The organism is Alloalcanivorax marinus (genome assembly GCF_016785095.1).
Classification (GTDB): Bacteria; Pseudomonadota; Gammaproteobacteria; order Pseudomonadales; family Alcanivoracaceae; genus Alloalcanivorax; species Alloalcanivorax marinus_A.
Genome location: NZ_JAEKJB010000008.1, coordinates 105,391 through 122,171, shown reverse-complemented (window position 1 = coordinate 122,171; position 16,781 = coordinate 105,391). Strand labels below are relative to the sequence as shown.

Here is a 16,781-nt window from a genome sequence, read left to right as displayed (position 1 = left end):
GGCACCGTCAGGCCTGCTCGCGGGCCACCGCGCGATAGCCGATGTCGGTTCGATGGTAGGCGCCGCGCCAGGTGATTTTCGCCACCGCCTCATAGGCGTGGCGCTGGGCGTCGGCGACGCTGTCACCCAGGGCGGTGACGCACAGCACCCGACCGCCGCTGGTGACCACCTGGCCGTCCTGCTCGGCGGTGCCGGCATGGAACACCTTGACGATGTCGGAGTCGGCGTCGTCCAGGCCGCTGATCGCGTCGCCCTTGTCATAGCGGTCCGGGTAGCCGCCGGCGGCCATCACCACGCCCAGGGTGGGGCGCGGGTCCCAGTGCGCTTCCACCTGGTCCAGGGTGCCGTCCAGGGCCGCCAGGCACAGGGCCGCCAGATCGGAGCGCAGGCGCATCATGATCGGCTGGGTTTCCGGGTCGCCGAAACGGCAGTTGTACTCGATCACCTTGGGCTGGCCGTCGCCGTCGATCATCAGGCCGGCGTACAGGAAGCCGGTGTAGGGCATGCCCTCGGCGGCCATGCCGGCCACGGTGGGGCGGATTACCTGGTCCATGATGCGCTCATGCACTTCATCGGTGACCACCGGCGCCGGCGAATAGGCGCCCATGCCGCCAGTGTTGGGGCCGCTGTCGCCGTCGCCCACCCGTTTGTGGTCCTGGCTGGTGGCCATCGGCAGGATGTGCTCGCCGTCCACCATGACGATGAAGCTGGCTTCCTCGCCGTCCAGGAATTCCTCCACCACCACCCGGTGGCCGGCGTCGCCGAACTTGTTGCCGTCCAGCATATCGCGCACCGCGTCCTCGGCTTCTTCCAGGGTCATGGCGACGATCACGCCCTTGCCGGCGGCCAGGCCGTCGGCCTTGATCACGATCGGCGCGCCCTGCTCGCGCACATAGGCGAGGGCTTCATCGATGTCGGTGAAGTTGCCGTAGGCGGCGGTGGGGATGGCGTGGCGGGCCAGGAAATCCTTGGTGAAGGCCTTGGAGCCCTCCAACTGCGCGGCGGCCTTGGACGGACCGAAACACTTCAGGCCGCGGGCCTGGAAGTAGTCCACCAGACCTTCCACCAGCGGCGCTTCGGGGCCGACGATGGTCAGCGCCACGCCTTCGCGCTCGGCCAGTTCGGCCAGCGCCGTCTGGTCGCTCACGTCCACCATCACGTTTTCCAGCTTGGCGTCCCGGGCGGTGCCGGCGTTGCCCGGTGCCACCAGCACCTTCTCCACCGCCTCCGCCTGGGCGACTTTCCAGGCCAGTGCGTGCTCACGGCCACCGCCGCCGATGATCAAGACTTTCATGGTTGCTCTCACTTTGTTCGAGTCGCTTTCACGCACCACGCTTTACGCCGGCACGCAAAAAGCGTGGTGCGTGTGGCGTGTTTGCACGCCAGCGTCAGTGCCGGAAATGGCGCATGCCGGTGAATACCATCGCCATGTCGGCCTCGTCGGCGGCGGCGATCACTTCCTCGTCGCGAATCGAGCCACCGGGCTGGATCACGCAGCGGATGCCGTTGGCGGCGGCGTTGTCGATGCCATCGCGGAACGGGAAGAAGGCATCGGATGCCATCACCGAGCCCTTCACTTCCAGCCCGGCGTGCTCCGCCTTGATGGCGGCGATGCGCGCCGAGTTCACGCGGCTCATCTGGCCGGCGCCGACGCCGATGGTCTGCCGGTTGCGCGCATAGACGATGGCGTTGGATTTGACGAACTTGGCCACCTTCCAGGCAAAGATCAGGTCGTGCATCTCGGCTTCGGTGGGAGCCCGCCTGGTCACCACCTTGAGGTCACCTTCGCCGACCATGCCCACATCCCGGTCCTGCACCAGCAGGCCGCCGTTGACCCGCTTGTAGTCCAGGCCACCGGCGGTGGGGCCGTCAATCTCGCCGCATTCCAACACGCGCACGTTCTTCTTGGCGGCGGTGATGGCGAGGGCGTCTTCGTTGATGCGTGGCGCGATGATCACTTCCACGAACTGGCGTTCGACGATGGCCTTGGCGGTGGCGGCGTCCAACTCCCGGTTGAAGGCGATGATGCCGCCGAAGGCGGATTCCGGATCGGTGGCGAAGGCCAGGTCATAGGCCTGGTCGATACCGTCCAGGCTCACCGCCACGCCGCAGGGGTTGGCGTGCTTGACGATCACGCAGGCGGGCTTGGTGAAGGATTTCACGCACTCCAGGGCGGCGTCGGTGTCGGCGATGTTGTTGTAGCTGAGCGCCTTGCCCTGCAGTTGGCGGGCGGTGGCGACACTGGCGGCGGCCGGCTCACGCTCCACATAGAACGCCGCTTTCTGGTGCGGGTTCTCACCGTAGCGCATGTCCTGGGTCTTGCGGAAATTCAGGTTGATGGTGCGCGGGAAGTCCTGGTTGTTCTCGCCCACCAGCTTGCCGAAATGGTTGGCGATGGCGCTGTCGTAGGCGGCGGTGTGCTCGAACGCCTTGATCGCCAGGTCGAAACGCAGGGTGTCGGACAGGCGGCCATCACCGGTTTCCAGGTCGTCGAGGACCCGGGCGTAATCGGCGGCATCGGTGACGATGCCGACATGGGCGTGGTTCTTGGCCGCCGAGCGCACCATGGTGGGGCCGCCGATGTCGATGTTCTCGATCGCGTCCTCCAGGGTGCAGTCCGGACGCGCCACGGTCTGCTCGAAGGGGTAGAGGTTGACCACCACCAGGTCGATGCGCTGGATGTCATTGTTCGCCATCACCGCGTCGTCCTGGCCGCGCCGGCCGAGGATGCCACCGTGCACCTTGGGGTGCAGGGTCTTGACCCGGCCGTCCATCATTTCCGGGAAACCGGTGTAGTCGGAGACTTCGCGCACCGCGATGCCCGCGTCCTTGATGGCGCGGAAGGTGCCGCCGGTGGACAGCAGCTCCACGCCACGGTCCGCCAGGGCCCGGGCGAAATCGACGATGCCGGTTTTGTCGGAAACGCTGATCAGCGCGCGTTCAACGGCCTTGCTCATGAAAAGTCACCTTTGGTGACGCTTGCACGCTGACACGCAACACGCTTGCACGCGGGGGAAGGCGGAGGTGTTGGTGTGTGGCGTGTAAGCGTTATAAAAAGAAAAGAGGCAGTATCCACTGCCCCTGGCATCACGGCCCGATTCAGAGCAAGCCGTACTGCTTGAGCTTCTTGCGCAGCGTGCCACGGTTCAGACCCAGCAGCTCGGCGGCCTTGGTCTGGTTACCGCGGGTGTACTCCAGGACTTTTTCCAGCAGCGGGATTTCCATCTCCGCCAGGACCATCTGATAAAGCTCGCTGACCGGCTCGCCGTCGAGCTGGTTGAAATAATCGGCGAGGGAGCGACGCACGCAGTTGCGCAGGGTGTCGTGGGTCTCGCTGCGGGCCAGCGTCAGGTGGGGTTTGCGTGATTCGGCGGTATTCATTTCTGTGAGTGTCCGTGCTGCAGCGGTCTTCATTGAAGAAAGGGTCATGCGGCCAATGCTCCGTCTTTTTTCCGAGCTGAAGGGTTCCGGGCAGACACCTCGCCATAGCAACCGAAGCGGACACGGTCGCCGAGGGCGTTGATCTCTTGGAAAAACTGCTCAACGGCCCGCCGTTGCAGGCCGGCCTCTTCCAGCTTGTTGAACCCGCGCCGGAATGGCTCTCCACCGGGCAGGTACTGCGTGTACCACCCCAAATGCTTGCGGGCGATGCGCACGCCGGTGTAGTCCCCGTAAAAGTGGTGCAGATCATCAAGGTGCGCGAGCACCCGATCCCGCACTTCGTCGACGCGCGGTGCCAGGGGCAGCCGGCCATGCTCCAGGTAATGCAGGGTGTCCCGAAAGATCCATGGATTACCCTGAGCGGCGCGGCCGATCATAATACCACTGGCACCCGTGGATTCCAGTATCCGTTGGGCGTTTCCCGGTGATTTGATATCACCATTGGCGATAACCGGCAGCGTCACCGCCGCGGTCACCGCGCGCACCGTGTCGAACTCCGCCTCGCCGTTGAATTTGTCGGCGCGGGTGCGTCCGTGGATCGCCAGGGCCTGGATGCCCGCCTGTTCCGCGATGCGGGCGATGGCCACGGCGTTGCGGTTTTCGCGGTCCGGTCCGGTACGGATCTTGAGGGTCACCGGCACGTCCACCGCCGCCACCACCGCGTCCAGTATCCGGGCCACCAGGTCCGGGTCGGAGAGCAGGGCGGAGCCGGCGGCGCGCTTGCACACCTTCTTGGCCGGGCAGCCCATGTTGATGTCGATGATCTGGGCGCCCCGGTCCACGTTGGCCCGGGCCGCCTCGGCCATCATCTCCGGCTCGCCGCCGGCGATCTGCACCGACACGGGCCCCGGCTCGCCGCCATGGTCCAGCCGTTGCGCGGATTTGCGCGAGTTCCACAGGCGGGTGTCGGAAGTCACCATTTCGGAGACCACCAGGCCCGCCCCCAACTCCCGGCACAGGCGCCGGAACGGGCGATCCGTCACGCCGGCCATGGGCGCGAGAATCAGGGGGTTGGGAAGCACGTAGGGGCCGATCTGCATGGCGATGAAGGGTCGGTTGGCAGGATTTCCGTCTCAGGTGTCCGCCTGAAAAGGCGTTCATAGAGCCCGCGCGGTCGGCGCGGGGGCGACAATGATAGTGACCCGAAGGCCGGGGGGAAAGCCCGATTTGCCGGAAAAGCGCCTCAGCGGGTGGTGCTCACCCTTGGTGTCGGGCCGTCGGCGGCCAGCAGTCGCAGGTTGTAGTTCACCGCGCGGGGGCCCGGATCGACGATTTCCAGGCCGATATGCACCGGCGTCGCCACCGGCATGGCGCCGGCGCCGGCCAGTTCGCCGCGCAGGTACTCCGCGGGCGGGAAGCGCCGCGAGGCGACGATGTTGCCTTCCAGATCCTGGAATGTCAGCTCCAGCACCGGAAACGGCTGTGGCCAGTCGGCCTCGTTGAACAACAGGGCGTCGACCATCAGCGCGTTGCGGTAGTCCGGGTGGCTGCGCACCACCAGGTTGGCGCCGCGCAGGGCGCCGGGATCGGAGCGCAACGGCAGCGAGCAACCCAGCACCTCGCAGGCCTGGGCGTAGTAGGGCCGCCATTGGGGCGTGCGTGCCAGCTCCTGAAAATGGAACACCGCGTACTGGCCGGCCAGCACCAGCAGGGCGAGCAGTGACAGCAGTCCCCACTTGGCCAGCACCGCCGGGCCACCGGGCGGCGGTGCGAGATACTCGGGCTGGTCGTTGCCGTGCCGGCGCGCGGCGGTGCTGTTGAGGAACTCGAACGGATCGTCGCCGCGTTCCGCCGCTGGCCCGGCGGGAGGCGTGGCCCGGCGCGGCGCCGGTTCGGCCCGGGGCGGGGCGCCGGGCGGCGGCGAGCCGCCATCGCGGTCGTCGTCCAGTTCCTGCAGCAGGGCTTCGGCCCAGGACTCGTCGGCGTTGTCGCCGCCGGCGCCGGCTTCGTCGAGGTCGGCGAACGGGTCGGACGCCTCGGAGTCATCGCCGTCCAGGTCCAGGAAGTCGTCGCCCAGGCTCGGGCCGCGCTGGTCATCCTGGGGAGGTTCGTCGTCCATCGCGTGGCGCCAGCGGTCCGCCCGCGCTGGCGGCACCGCGTCACCCTGCAGATGATCGGTGGCTTGAAATATCCGCAGGCAGGAACCGCACCGCACCGCGCCCCGGGCCTGGCCGAGGTGCTCGTCGCTGATCTTGAACTGGGCGCCGCAGTGCGGGCAGCGGGTCTTATAGGGGCCGGCCATGGACAGTCGTGTTTCGGTGAGTCGGAAGATCGTTGTACAGAAAAAGCCGGGTACGCCGCAAGGCTGGGATGTGCCCTTTGTGAACAGGCCCTAGCCGCGTCTCACGCCGTCGATGCGCACCCAGTCGCCGCGCTGACGGGTGGGGCCGAGGTCGAACCAGGGCGTGTAGGCGTCTCGCACCGCCTGGGCCTGGTCGGCGAGAATGCCGGACAGCGCCATCGGGGCACCGGGGCGGCAGTAACCGGCCAGCATGCCGGCCAGGTCGATCAGCGGTCCGGCCAGGATGTTGGCCACCAGCAGGTCGCAGCGGTAGCCGGCGGGCATGGCTTCCGGCAGGCACAGATCAAGGCCGTTGGCGACGCCGTTGGCGGCGGCGTTGTCGGCGCTGGCGGTGAGGGCCTGGGGGTCGATGTCGGTGCCCAGGGCATTGTCCGCGCCCAACAAAAGGGCGGCGATGGCCAGCACGCCGGAACCGCAGCCGAAGTCCAGCACCCGGCGACCGCGCAGGTCGGCGCCGTCCAGCCATTCCAGGCACAGGGCGGTGGTGTCATGGGTGCCGGTGCCGAATGCCAGGCCCGGATCGAGCTTCAGGTTCACGGCGGCGGCATCCGGGGCCTCGGACCAGCTCGGCACGATCCACAGCCGTTCACCGAAGCGCATGGGCTGGAAATCGTCCATCCAGGCCCGTTCCCAGACCTGGTCGGCGAGCGCTTCCACGCGGTGGTCGGCGGGCTTCAGGCCCTGATCGGCGAGCGCCGTCAGCAGGGCGTCGCAGTCGGTGTCCTCGTCGAACAGGGCGGTGACCACGGTGGTGTTCCAGAGTGGCCGCGCGCCGGGCGGCGGCTCGAACACCGGCTGGTCGGCGCCGTCGGTGAGGGTGACGGCGGCGGCGCCCAGGTTTTCCAGGGCGTCCTGGAAGGCGTCCGCGTGCTCCGGATCGGTGGCGATATGCAGTTGCTGCCAGGCCATGAGGTCTCCGTGGCCGGTGATAAAGGTGGCGGCAGTATAGAGCAGGGCGTCGGGGCTGGCGATGCGGTGGCCCTCCGGCGTATAGTTAAGGTCACTTTCCCTTTCGGTGCTCTGATCCCATGACCGAGAACGCCGCGGAACTGATCGTGGTTTTGATGATGGTGGCCAGCCTGCTGTTGCATGGCTGTGATCCGCGCGTCGCGTCTCTGCGGCGACCAGGCCGCCACGGGCGGGACCTGGAGAAACGGGTTCTGCAGGTGCTGGTGGTGGTGGCGATGGTTTTGGTGCCGTTGCTGGACGCGCTGGTGCCCTGGTTCGAATTCGCGGATTTCGTATTCCTCGACGAGGTGGCCTGGCTGGGGCTGCTGCTGGGCAGTGCCTCGGTGTGGTTGCTATGGCGTGCGCGCCGCGACGGCCGTCCGGCGCCGGACGCCGATGGCGCCCTGCGGGCTCAGGGCGTGTACCGCTATCTGCGCCATCCGGGTTATGCCGCCATGTTGCTGTGGGCCCTGGCCCAGTTGCTGCTGTTGCAGAACTGGCTGGCCGGCCCGGTGGCGGCGGTGACCTTCGCCCTGGCCTATTTGTTGCGGGTGCCGGTGGAGGAGCAGCGGCACCTGGAGCGGCACGGGCACCGCTATCTGGACTACATGGAACGTACCGGGGGAATTCTGCCCCGTTTGACCCGTCACCGACCGGATTGAGACCCGGGCGGATGTCTCGCTGAAGGAGCCTGAATCGATGGTTCACATCCACCCTCTCAGCCGCGTGCAACTGGAACGCGTGGTGGAGCGGTCGGAAGTCGTGGAGCGTGATGCCCACGGCATCAAGGTGCTGCGGCTCAGCGATGGCCGTTACCTGAAATATTTCCGGCGCAAGCGGTTCTTCAATCGAGAACTGCTGTCTCCGGCGGCGGTGCGTTTCGCGCGCCATGCCCGCCAGTTGGAGCGCCTGCGCATTCCTACCCTTACCGTGGAGAGCCTGCACCGCGTGATCGGTGAGCCGCACACGGTGGCGGTTTATCAGCCGATGCCCGGCGACACCCTGCGTGCCTTGCTGGCCCGTGGCGAGACCGATGCTCAGTTGATGTACCGGGTGGGGGTGTTCCTGGCGCGGCTGCACCGCCAGGGGGTGTTCTTCCGGTCGGTGCATCCGGGCAATATCGTCATCGACGGGTTCCGGATCGGCCTGATTGACGTGCTGGATATGAAGGTGCGGCCCTGGTCCATGTCGCGCTGGGCGCGGCGCCGCAACTGGCTGCACTTTCTGCGTTGCGTGGAGGATCGTCCTCATTGGCGGCCGGAGTTGATCGATGCGTTGCTGTTCGGGTATCGGGACGCGGCGGATTTGTCGATGCGGGAGGTGGGGGAAGTGGCGGAGCGGATTCGCGACTTTCTGTTTTGAGGGGGGCTAGGCGCCGGACGTTAGGCTAGATGCTGGACGCTGGACGCTGGACGCTGGACGCTGGACGCCGGACGCCGGACGCCGGACGCTGGACGCTGGACGCCAGACCCGGTGCGGTGAACTTTCGGTGTGTTTCCTGATGTGCCGGCAGGAAACACACCTCGTCTTTCCGGCTAGGGGTTTTAGCGTCCGGCGTCCAGCGTCCAGCGCCTCAATGGTTGCCCAGTTTCTTTTCCAGGTGGTGGATGTCGACGCCGCCTTCCTTGAAGGCCGGGTCGCGGAAGATCTTGTCGCGGTGCAGGGCCACGTTGGTCTTGATGCCTTCCACCACGATTTCCTCCAGGGCGATGCGCATGCGTTCGAAGGCCACGTCCCGGTTCTCGCCCCAGGTGATCAGTTTGCCGATCAGGGAGTCGTAGAAGGGCGGTACCGTGTAGCCGCCGTAGACGTGGGAATCGACGCGCACGCCGTTGCCGCCGGGGGCGTGGAAGTAGGTGATCTTGCCGGGGCTGGGCACGAAGGTGGCCGGGTCCTCGGCGTTGATCCGCACTTCGATGGCGTGGCCCTGGAAGTTGACGTCTTCCTGCTTGATGGTCAGTCCCTCGCCACCGGCGATGCGCAGCTGTTCCTTGACGATGTCGACGCCGGTGATCATCTCGGTGACCGGGTGCTCCACCTGCACGCGGGTGTTCATTTCGATGAAGTAGAAGCCTTCGTTTTCGTAGAGGAACTCGAAGGTGCCGGCGCCCCGGTAGTTGATTTCCTTGCAGGCGTTGACGCAGCGTTGGGCCACTTCTTCCTTCAAGTGCGCGGGGATGTTGGGGGCCGGGGCCTCCTCCACCACTTTCTGGTGCCGGCGCTGCAGTGAACAGTCCCGGTCGCCCAGGTGAATGGCGTGGCCGGCGCCGTCGGAGAGCACCTGGATTTCCACGTGGCGTGGTTTCTGCAGGAACTTCTCCATGTACACGGTGCTGTCGCCGAAGGCGTTCTTGGCCTCGGAGCGCGTCAGGGTCACGGCGTTGAGCAGTTGCTGGCGGTCTTCCACCACCCGCATGCCGCGCCCGCCGCCGCCGGCGGCGGCCTTGATGATCACCGGGTAACCGATTTCCTCGGCCATCATCAGGGTGGCGTCCTGGTCGTCACCCACCGGGCCGTTGGAGCCGGGCACCGTGGGCACGCCGGCCGCTTTCATGGCTTCGATGGCGGACACCTTGTTGCCCATCAGACGGATGGTATCGGCGCGCGGCCCGATGAAGATGAAGCCGGAGCGCTCCACGCTTTCGGCGAAATCCGCGTTCTCCGCCAGGAAGCCGTAGCCCGGGTGAATGGCGTCCGCGTCGGTGACCTCGGCGGCGCTGATGATCGCCGGGATGTTCAGGTAGGAGTCGGTGGACGGCGCCGGGCCAATGCACACCGCCTCGTCGGCGAGGCGCACGTGCATCAGGTCGCGGTCCGCCTTGGAGTACACGGCCACCGTGCGGATGCCCAGCTCCTTGCAGGCACGCAGGATGCGCAGGGCGATCTCGCCACGGTTGGCAATCAGAACCTTTTCCAGCATGGGAAACCCCCGTTAAACGATGGAGAACAGGGGCTGGTCGAACTCCACCGGCTCGCCGTCCTCGACCAGGATGGCATCGATGGTGCCGGACTTGTCCGCCTCGATCTGGTTCATCATCTTCATGGCCTCCACGATGCACAGCACCTCGCCGGCCTGGACCTTCTGGCCGACTTCCACGAAGGTGGCGGCGCCCGGCGACGGCGAGCGGTAGAAGGTGCCGACCATGGGCGAGCGCACCAGATGGCCGCTGGGCGTGTCATCCCGGGGCGCCGGCGCGCTCTCGGCGGCGGGCGCGGGCGCCTGGGCCGGTGCCGGCGCCGCCATGTACTGAGGCGGGTACTGGGGAGCGGGAGCCGCCGCCTGGCGACCGCCCCGGCTGATGCGGACGGATTCCTCGCCCTCCTGGATTTCCAGTTCCTCGATGCCGGACTCTTCCAGCAGTTCGATCAGTTTCTTGATTTTACGGATGTCCATGCTCAGTCCTGTGCCTGATCCAGTTGTTCCAGGGCGGCGGTCAGCGCCAGCTCATAGCCGGCGGCACCCAGACCGCAAATCACGCCCTCGGCGATGTCGGAGAAATAGGAATGGTGGCGGAACGGTTCCCGGGCGTGGACATTGGACAGATGCACCTCGATGAACGGCACCGCCACGCCCAGCAGGGCGTCGCGCAGGGCCACGCTGGTGTGCGTGAACGCCGCCGGATTGAAGAGGATGAAATCGGTGCCGTCGGTCCGCGCCTCGTGGATACGCTCGATCAGCTCATGTTCGGCGTTGCTTTGCAGATGCTGCAGGCGGTGCCCGGCGCCCACGGCCCGTTCCACCAGCGCCTGGTTGATCCGCGCCAGGGTGGTGGTGCCGTATTTGTCCGGCTCGCGCTGACCCAGCAGGTTGAGGTTGGGCCCGTGCAGGACGAGGATGCTGGCCAAGACGTCTACCCCTGAATTTGCACTCATCTGCGTTGAACGTGTGACGAAATACCGGTTTGCCCGGCTTTTCGTCGACGCTCGCAGTCTAAGGGTATCCACTTGCCGAAATAAAGGACTTTACACCATTCGTTACATGTGGAGATCAGGGCGAAGTAACGGGCAGGATCTTGTTGTTCAGATGTTTCAGGAAGCGCTCGGCATCCATTTCGCCGAGCACCCGGGCATTGGGCACCTCCTCGCCATCCGGGTCGAAGAACACAAAGCTGGGCAGCCCGAAGATGTTGTAATCCTCCATGATCCGCTGGTTTTCGTCGTTGATCTCGGTGATATCCACCCGGTACAGGTCGAAGCCGTCCATGGCGTCCAGGACCCGGGCGTCCGCCAGGGTGGTTTCCTCCATCACCTTGCAGGCCACGCACCATTCGGCGAAGAAATCCACCAGCACCGGGCGGTCCGCCCGGGCCGAGGCGGCCAGTGCATCGGCCAGGGGGCGATGGCCGGCCAGGCTCACCCAGGGGCCGTGGTCGCCGTCCGGCGTGGGCCGGGCCGGCGCGCCATCGGCCCGGGCCGGTCCCGGCAAACCGGCGGCGGCCAGCGGCGCCGGATTGGCCATGGGCTTAAGCGGTTGCCAGGGGTCGGTGCCGCCGCTGGCCGCGCCCACCAGCATTACCGCGCCGTACAGCGCCAACACCAGGGCCACCGCCCGTTTCAGCCGCGAGCCGCCCTCCGCCACCGGCTCCAGGGCGCCGAGCTGCACGCCGTAGATCGTCAGCAGCAAGCCGTACAGGGCCAGGGTCAGGGTATCGCCGACGATGCGGTCGAGCAGCCAGATCGCGACGCCCAGCATGACCACGCCGAAGAATCGCTTGATCTCCTCCATCCAGTGCCCGGCGCGTGGCAGCAGGTGACCACCGCCGGTGCCGAAGATGATCAGTGGCACGCCCATGCCGATGGCCAGGGCGAACAGGGAAACGGCGCCGGTCAGGGCATCGCCGGTGCCGGCCACATAGAGCAGGGCGCCGGCCAGGATCGGCGTCACGCAGGGCGACACCACCAGCGCCGAGATGGCGCCCAGCACGGCGGCGCCCAGCAAGCCGCCACCGCCGGGACCGGCGTGATTGAGGCGGTCGCGCAGCGCGGCGGGCAGCTGCAGTTCATAGAGGCCGAACATGGACAGCGCCAGCAGGATGAAGATCACCACGCTGGTGATGATCGCCGCCGGCTGCTGAAGCAGGAACTGCAGGTTGAGGCCGGCGCCGAACACCGCCACCAGCAGGCCGGCCAGGGTATAGGGCACGGCGACGCCGAGCACATAGGCCAGGCTGAGCACGAAACCGCGCCGGGCGCTGGCGTGTCCATGGCCCTGGCCGGCGATGATCCCGGACAGGATCGGAATCATCGGAAACACGCAGGGCGTGAACGCCAACAACAGGCCGCCGGCGAAGAACAGGGCCACGATCAGGCCCAGGTCGCGACCGCTCATCCACTGGTTGAAGGCGTTGGCGTCCTCGGAAAACAGGGTGGCCAGGAAGCCGTCGTCGCTCTCCGCCACCGGTCCGGAACCGGTATCGGGAGCCGGCGCGCCGCTCGCGGTGTCGCCGCCGCCCGGGCGCGGAGGGCTGAACGAAAAGGTGCGGATTTCCGGCGGGTAGCACAGCCGGTCCTCGATGCAGCCCTGGTATTTCACTTCCAGCTCGGTGTCCGCGAGCGGGACGCTGTCCAGGGGCAGGACCACGTCCAACTGCCCGAAGAAGACCTTTACGTCGCCATAGATCTCGTCGGTCTTGTCCTCGCCGGGCGGCAGCTCCAGATCCTGGAAGTCATCCAGCAGGTTGCCGTTGGCGTCACGCAGGGTGAAATCCAGTTTGTGGCGGTACAGATAGACGTGGTCATAGAGGCTGAAGGTTACCCGCAGCCTCTGATTGTCCCAGTCCTCGTCGGGGACCACCTGGATGGCCTCGTCCACGGACGGCAATCCGCCGTTGTCGTCACCGCCCAGGCTGGAAAAGGCGCCGCGGTCTCCGCCGCCCAGGTTCAGCGCCGCCGCCGGCACGACCAGCAGCAGCCCCAGGGCAAGCACGAGCCCGCGCCACCCCCGCCATCGTTCTGAAAACGCCATTCCTTCCTCCCGCCGGTTCCTCGGTGTTGGATGCCTCCGTGACACGGAGGTTCCGGGCAGGCTGGAGGCCCGGGTTTAAGAAACCGTTAAGTTCCACCGTCCACGCTGGCCGGCGGCACATTGTCCCCGTAACCGCCGGGGGGTGCAAAAGGGCGCGCGCCGGCCATGGCGGCGCCGCCGGGGGCGTCCTATAGTGACGGCGCCTGTCAGTGATGGCGGAGGATCAGGGAGCCCGGCCATGCGCGTTCTATTGGTGGAAGATGATGAGCTGCTCGCCGACGGTCTGCTGCGTGCTCTGCGGCACGACGGTTACGCGGTGGACCACGTCATGCGCGGCGACCAGGTGCAACCGGCGGTGGAGGCGGGCCGTTTCGATGCCGTGCTGCTGGATCTGGGGCTGCCGGGCATGGACGGGCTTGAGGCTCTGCGCACCCTGCGCCAGCGCCGTGACCCGGTGCCGGTGATCGTGATCAGTGCCCGGGACCGGCTCGATGACCGCATACGGGGCCTGGACGCTGGCGCCGACGATTATCTGATCAAGCCGTTCTCGGTGGAGGAATTGCGCGCCCGCCTGCGCGCCCGCCTGCGTCGCGGGTCGGAACCGGCGCGGCCACTGCTGGAGGTGGGCGAACTGGTGATCGACCCGGACGCCATGACCGTCACCCGCGCCGGCGAACCGGTGCGCCTGCCGCGCCGTGAACTGGCCTTGCTGGTGGAACTGGCCCGTGGCCCCGGTCGGGTATTCACCCGGGCCCACCTGGAACAGGCCCTGTACGGCTGGAGCGATGAAGTGGAAAGCAATGCTCTGGAAGTGCACATCCACCATCTGCGCCGCAAGCTCGGCGGCGACCGTATCAAGACGGTGCGTGGCGTGGGTTACATGCTGGTGCCGCCGGTGGCCGGGGAAGGCTGATGTTCTCGATCCGCCGGTTCCTGATGCTGGCCCTGGTGGCGGTGATCCTGGGTGGCGGCACCCTGCTCGGCTGGGGCACCTATCGCACCCTTTATCACGAGCTGGACGAACAGTATGACGCCGAGCTGGTGCAAAGCGGCCGGCTGATGGCGGCGTTCTGGAATGAAGGCCATGTGCCGGACCCCAAGGTCGCCGGGCTGGACGAAAACGAGCACCGCTATCAGCGCTATTTCGTCTATCAGCTATGGGACGATGGCGAGCTGGTGCTGGGCAGCGACGGCGCCCCGAGCGAGCCGTTGCTATCGCTTGAGAACCCGACCGCCGCCGGTCGTTACCAGGAGGTCAACGGCTGGCACGCCTACGCCATGCCGCTGCCCGAGAATCGCTGGGTAGTGGTGGCGGAAAGCGACTCGGCGCGCCGTTCCCTGGTGGCCAACATGGCTGCCACCGTATTGTTGCCCTATGTACTCAGCGTGCCGGTGATCTTGCTGCTGGTGTGGCTGGCGGTGCGCTGGGGGTTGAGCCCGCTGACCCGGCTGGCGCGCTCGGTGCAGCAGCGTGACGCCAACAATCTGGCGCCGTTGCGGCACCGCTCGGTGCGCGAACTGGCGCCGCTCACCGAGGCCATCAACATGCTGCTGGCGCGTCTGGTGGGCACTCTGGAGAGAGAGAAGCGTTTCACCGCCGACGCGGCCCATGAACTGCGCACCCTGCTGATGGCACTGCGCCTGCACGCCGACAACGCCGCCCAGTTGTCCGACCCGGCGGAAGTGCGCGCCTCCCTGGTGCAGTTGCGCCGCGCCGTGGAGCGTGCCACGCGCACCGTGGAGCAATTGATGAACCTGTCGCGGCTGGACCCGGATGCCGATGGCTCCGAGGCGCGCTGCGACGTGGTGATGGTGGCCCGGGATTGCGTGGCGCTGATCGCGCCGCTGGCGGAGCAACGCGGCCAGACCGTAAGCCTGGACGCGCCACCGGAACTGTCGGTGGCGCTGCCCGCCGAAGCCACCGACATGCTGATCCGTAACCTGCTCGACAACGCCTGCCGTTATTCGCCTGCCGGCGCCGATGTGGGGATACGGGTGCGCGCCGCGGCCGGGCAGGTGCTGGTGGAGGTGTTCGACGGCGGCCCCGGGCTTACCGCCGAGCAGCAGCACCGTTTTACCGGTCGCTTCAGCCGGGGCCGCCAGGACATACCCGGGGCCGGCCTGGGGTTGTCCATTGTCGACCGCATCCTGACCATCTATGGTGGAGCGCTCCGTTACCGGCTGCGCGGCGAGGAACAGCCGGCCGCGGCGGTGATGACCCTGCCTGCGGCCTGACGCCGGGCTGGGGTATAGTGGAAGGGATGGAATCTGGGGAGCGCCCATGAAAGACGATAAATTCGGCCAGAAGGTAGGGGACACCCTGCTTGACCCGAAGAACAACCGCATCTGGAAAGGCCTGCTGGCCCTGCTGCTGATTTTGCTGCTGGTGGACGCGGTCCTGGGCTGGTACTGGAGCTGGGAACCGGATCTGGTGGAAGTGCGTCGCGCGGACGGCGCCGTGCCCGGCGAAACCATTACCCGGGAAGTGATTCATGTGGCCGGTACCCTGCTGGACAAGCCCGGCGGCTATCTCAGCAACGATATCCTGCCGCACCGGCTATGGCTGGATAACATGCCCAGCTGGGAATACGGCGTGCTGGTGCAGATTCGCGACGTGACCCGGGTGATGCGCCGCGACATGAGCCGCTCCCAGTCGCAAAGCCAGGAAAACCCGTTCCTGGCGGTGGCCGAACCGCAGTTTAATTTCGACGCCGAGAGCTGGGCCATGCCGGCCACGGAAAGCGAGTACCGCCGTGGTATCCGCGCCCTGGAAAACTACCTGGAAGCGCTCCGCCGCGAGGATGGCAGCGCCCACTTCTATACCCGCGCCGATAACCTTAACTACTGGCTCAACGAAGTGCAGAACCGCCTTGGCTCGCTGAGCCTGAGCCTGAGCCAGAGTGTCGGTCGTTCGCAACTGAACACCGACGAGGACACCCCGGTGGGCGAGCTGGACGAACGCGAAACCTATGTGCGGACGCCGTGGCTGGAAATCGACAACGTTTTCTATGAAGCGCGTGGCGCCTCCTGGGCACTGGTGCAGTTGATGCGTGCCGTGGAAGTGGATTTCGCCGAGGTACTGCGGCGCAAGAACGCCACCGTCAGCTTCCGGCAGATGGTTCGTGAGCTGGAAGCCACCCAGCAGACCCTGTGGAGCCCGGTGATTCTGAACGGTTCCGGTTTCGGCGTGTTCGCCAACCATTCCCTGGTAATGGCCAACTACCTGTCCCGCGCCAACGCCGCCCTCATCGACCTGAGAAAGCTGCTGCAGGAAGGGTAAACCGCGACCGAAGCAAGCTTCGCAGCGCGGTTTACGCCCGGCCAGGGATGGCCGGGCCGGGGCGCTGTGGTCGCGATGCCCCACGGCCATGAACGTTACGCCTTAACGCCAATAAACCCGGCGAAGTTATACCACTTGAAGAACATGTCCACGTTGTCCAGCCCGCTGCGCGCAAGAATCTTGATGTTCTCATCCGGCCGGTAGGGGATCAGCACGTTCTCCAGCGCCTCCCGTTTGCGGGCGATCTCCGTTTCCGAATAGCCGTTGCGCTTCTTCATGTCGTAATACAGCTTGATCCACAGCCGGTTGAGGAAGGCATCGCTGCCCAACACCTTCTCCACCAGGATCAGCGCGCCGCCCGGACGAAGCCCCTCCACCACGGAGCGCAACAGGCCCTCCCGGTTCACCGGTCGTACGAACTGCAGGGTCAGGTTCAGCACCACCACCGAGGCATTTTCGATACGCACGCCGTCGTTGAGGTCGCCGTGCTCAAGGCGCAGGCGGCCCGCTTCGAAGGGCCCGGCCAGATTGGCGCGGGCTTTTTCCAGCATGGCCCGGGAGTAATCCATGCCGACCAGCTCCACGCCCGGGTCCACCGCCTGGTGCAGGCTGTCGAGGGTGATGCCGGTGGAGCAGCCCAGATCGTAGACCCGCGAGCCGGGCAGGGCGAACTCGCCGGCCAGCTCGCCGATCATGCGCTGCAGTTCCCGGTATTGGGGGATGCTGCGATCAAGCATGTCATCGAACACCTCGGCGGTACGGGCGCCGAAGTCGAAGTCGGCGATCGCCTTGTCCTGTTCGCTGAACAGGCGGTCCCTGCGGTCGGATGTCATAGTGCGCCTCGC

16 protein-coding genes are annotated in these 16,781 nt (G+C 66.5%); 5 read left to right on the top strand and 11 right to left on the bottom strand.

All coding sequences use genetic code 11. The features are described 5' to 3' along the window. Positions 1 to 7: 7 nt before the first annotated feature. The 6 genes from purD to prmA all read right to left on the bottom strand — a co-directional run bounded on the left by purD (position 8) and on the right by prmA (position 6,652). Complete coding sequence (gene purD, locus JF515_RS07550) at positions 8 to 1,294, bottom strand: phosphoribosylamine--glycine ligase (protein WP_203102691.1); 1,287 nt, start codon at positions 1,292 to 1,294, stop codon at positions 8 to 10. A 94-nt stretch (positions 1,295 to 1,388) separates the two neighbouring features. Beyond that, on the bottom strand, positions 1,389 to 2,957 hold the full coding sequence (gene purH / locus JF515_RS07545) for a bifunctional phosphoribosylaminoimidazolecarboxamide formyltransferase/IMP cyclohydrolase (RefSeq protein WP_203102689.1): 1,569 nt from the start codon (positions 2,955 to 2,957) through the stop codon (positions 1,389 to 1,391). Between the two features lie 142 nt (positions 2,958 to 3,099). After that, positions 3,100 to 3,381, bottom strand: a complete 282-nt coding sequence (gene fis / locus JF515_RS07540) for a DNA-binding transcriptional regulator Fis (RefSeq protein WP_138772945.1) — start codon at positions 3,379 to 3,381, stop codon at positions 3,100 to 3,102. 44 nt (positions 3,382 to 3,425) lie between these two features. Beyond that, complete coding sequence (gene dusB / locus JF515_RS07535) at positions 3,426 to 4,481, bottom strand: tRNA dihydrouridine synthase DusB (RefSeq protein ID WP_203102687.1); 1,056 nt, start codon at positions 4,479 to 4,481, stop codon at positions 3,426 to 3,428. Positions 4,482 to 4,624: 143 nt separating this feature from the next. Beyond that, positions 4,625 to 5,683: a DUF3426 domain-containing protein gene (locus JF515_RS07530; RefSeq protein WP_203102685.1), complete on the bottom strand. Its 1,059-nt coding sequence runs from the start codon at positions 5,681 to 5,683 to the stop codon at positions 4,625 to 4,627. Between the two features lie 90 nt (positions 5,684 to 5,773). Then, positions 5,774 to 6,652, bottom strand: a complete 879-nt coding sequence (gene prmA / locus JF515_RS07525; RefSeq protein ID WP_203102683.1) for a 50S ribosomal protein L11 methyltransferase — start codon at positions 6,650 to 6,652, stop codon at positions 5,774 to 5,776. 119 nt (positions 6,653 to 6,771) lie between these two features. Between prmA and JF515_RS07520 the strand changes: the two genes are divergently transcribed. Then, positions 6,772 to 7,353 (top strand): isoprenylcysteine carboxylmethyltransferase family protein, encoded by a 582-nt coding sequence (locus JF515_RS07520; protein WP_203102681.1) that lies wholly within the window; start codon positions 6,772 to 6,774, stop codon positions 7,351 to 7,353. A 37-nt stretch (positions 7,354 to 7,390) separates the two neighbouring features. Further along, positions 7,391 to 8,053: a toluene tolerance protein gene (locus tag JF515_RS07515; protein WP_203102679.1), complete on the top strand. Its 663-nt coding sequence runs from the start codon at positions 7,391 to 7,393 to the stop codon at positions 8,051 to 8,053. 211 nt (positions 8,054 to 8,264) lie between these two features. Here the strand turns inward: JF515_RS07515 and accC are convergent, their stop codons facing one another. From accC to dsbD, 4 genes are all read right to left on the bottom strand, one after another. Next, positions 8,265 to 9,611 carry an acetyl-CoA carboxylase biotin carboxylase subunit gene (accC, locus tag JF515_RS07510; RefSeq protein ID WP_203102677.1) on the bottom strand — a complete coding sequence of 449 codons (1,347 nt, stop codon included), beginning with the start codon at positions 9,609 to 9,611 and terminating at the stop codon, positions 8,265 to 8,267. 12 nt (positions 9,612 to 9,623) lie between these two features. Then, complete coding sequence (accB, locus tag JF515_RS07505; protein ID WP_203102675.1) at positions 9,624 to 10,085, bottom strand: acetyl-CoA carboxylase biotin carboxyl carrier protein; 462 nt, start codon at positions 10,083 to 10,085, stop codon at positions 9,624 to 9,626. Positions 10,086 to 10,087: 2 nt separating this feature from the next. Beyond that, on the bottom strand, positions 10,088 to 10,537 hold the full coding sequence (gene aroQ, locus JF515_RS07500) for a type II 3-dehydroquinate dehydratase (protein WP_203102673.1): 450 nt from the start codon (positions 10,535 to 10,537) through the stop codon (positions 10,088 to 10,090). A 142-nt stretch (positions 10,538 to 10,679) separates the two neighbouring features. Next, on the bottom strand, positions 10,680 to 12,656 hold the full coding sequence (gene dsbD / locus JF515_RS07495; RefSeq protein ID WP_203102671.1) for a protein-disulfide reductase DsbD: 1,977 nt from the start codon (positions 12,654 to 12,656) through the stop codon (positions 10,680 to 10,682). Between the two features lie 238 nt (positions 12,657 to 12,894). On the opposite strand from dsbD, the gene JF515_RS07490 reads away from it, so the two are divergent. Genes JF515_RS07490 through JF515_RS07480 form a run of 3 tightly spaced genes read left to right on the top strand, consistent with a single transcriptional unit; the run spans position 12,895 to position 15,936 of the window. Then, entirely contained in the window at positions 12,895 to 13,569 is a 675-nt protein-coding gene (locus tag JF515_RS07490) for a response regulator (protein ID WP_203102663.1), read from the top strand. Then, on the top strand, positions 13,569 to 14,891 hold the full coding sequence (locus tag JF515_RS07485) for an ATP-binding protein (protein ID WP_203102661.1): 1,323 nt from the start codon (positions 13,569 to 13,571) through the stop codon (positions 14,889 to 14,891). The genes JF515_RS07490 and JF515_RS07485 overlap by 1 nt, the downstream gene beginning before the upstream one ends. Positions 14,892 to 14,937: 46 nt before the next feature. Then, positions 14,938 to 15,936 (top strand): DUF2333 family protein, encoded by a 999-nt coding sequence (locus JF515_RS07480; protein ID WP_203102659.1) that lies wholly within the window; start codon positions 14,938 to 14,940, stop codon positions 15,934 to 15,936. Positions 15,937 to 16,031: 95 nt separating this feature from the next. Here the strand turns inward: JF515_RS07480 and cmoA are convergent, their stop codons facing one another. After that, complete coding sequence (gene cmoA / locus JF515_RS07475; protein WP_203102657.1) at positions 16,032 to 16,769, bottom strand: carboxy-S-adenosyl-L-methionine synthase CmoA; 738 nt, start codon at positions 16,767 to 16,769, stop codon at positions 16,032 to 16,034. Between the last annotated feature and the right edge of the window lie 12 nt (positions 16,770 to 16,781).

Bases quoted from the DNA above. Each gene is read 5' to 3' on its own strand.
- fis (WP_138772945.1), bottom strand. From the start codon at position 3,381: ATGAATACCGCCGAATCACGCAAACCCCACCTGACGCTGGCCCGCAGC.
- JF515_RS07485 (WP_203102661.1), top strand. From the start codon at position 13,569: ATGTTCTCGATCCGCCGGTTCCTGATGCTGGCCCTGGTGGCGGTGATC.
- purH (WP_203102689.1), bottom strand. From the start codon at position 2,957: ATGAGCAAGGCCGTTGAACGCGCGCTGATCAGCGTTTCCGACAAAACC.
- prmA (WP_203102683.1), bottom strand. From the start codon at position 6,652: ATGGCCTGGCAGCAACTGCATATCGCCACCGATCCGGAGCACGCGGAC.
- JF515_RS07480 (WP_203102659.1), top strand. From the start codon at position 14,938: ATGAAAGACGATAAATTCGGCCAGAAGGTAGGGGACACCCTGCTTGAC.
- accC (WP_203102677.1), bottom strand. From the start codon at position 9,611: ATGCTGGAAAAGGTTCTGATTGCCAACCGTGGCGAGATCGCCCTGCGC.
- dsbD (WP_203102671.1), bottom strand. From the start codon at position 12,656: ATGGCGTTTTCAGAACGATGGCGGGGGTGGCGCGGGCTCGTGCTTGCC.
- accB (WP_203102675.1), bottom strand. From the start codon at position 10,085: ATGGACATCCGTAAAATCAAGAAACTGATCGAACTGCTGGAAGAGTCC.
- JF515_RS07490 (WP_203102663.1), top strand. From the start codon at position 12,895: ATGCGCGTTCTATTGGTGGAAGATGATGAGCTGCTCGCCGACGGTCTG.
- JF515_RS07520 (WP_203102681.1), top strand. From the start codon at position 6,772: ATGACCGAGAACGCCGCGGAACTGATCGTGGTTTTGATGATGGTGGCC.
- JF515_RS07530 (WP_203102685.1), bottom strand. From the start codon at position 5,683: ATGGCCGGCCCCTATAAGACCCGCTGCCCGCACTGCGGCGCCCAGTTC.
- purD (WP_203102691.1), bottom strand. From the start codon at position 1,294: ATGAAAGTCTTGATCATCGGCGGCGGTGGCCGTGAGCACGCACTGGCC.
- cmoA (WP_203102657.1), bottom strand. From the start codon at position 16,769: ATGACATCCGACCGCAGGGACCGCCTGTTCAGCGAACAGGACAAGGCG.
- JF515_RS07515 (WP_203102679.1), top strand. From the start codon at position 7,391: ATGGTTCACATCCACCCTCTCAGCCGCGTGCAACTGGAACGCGTGGTG.
- dusB (WP_203102687.1), bottom strand. From the start codon at position 4,481: ATGCAGATCGGCCCCTACGTGCTTCCCAACCCCCTGATTCTCGCGCCC.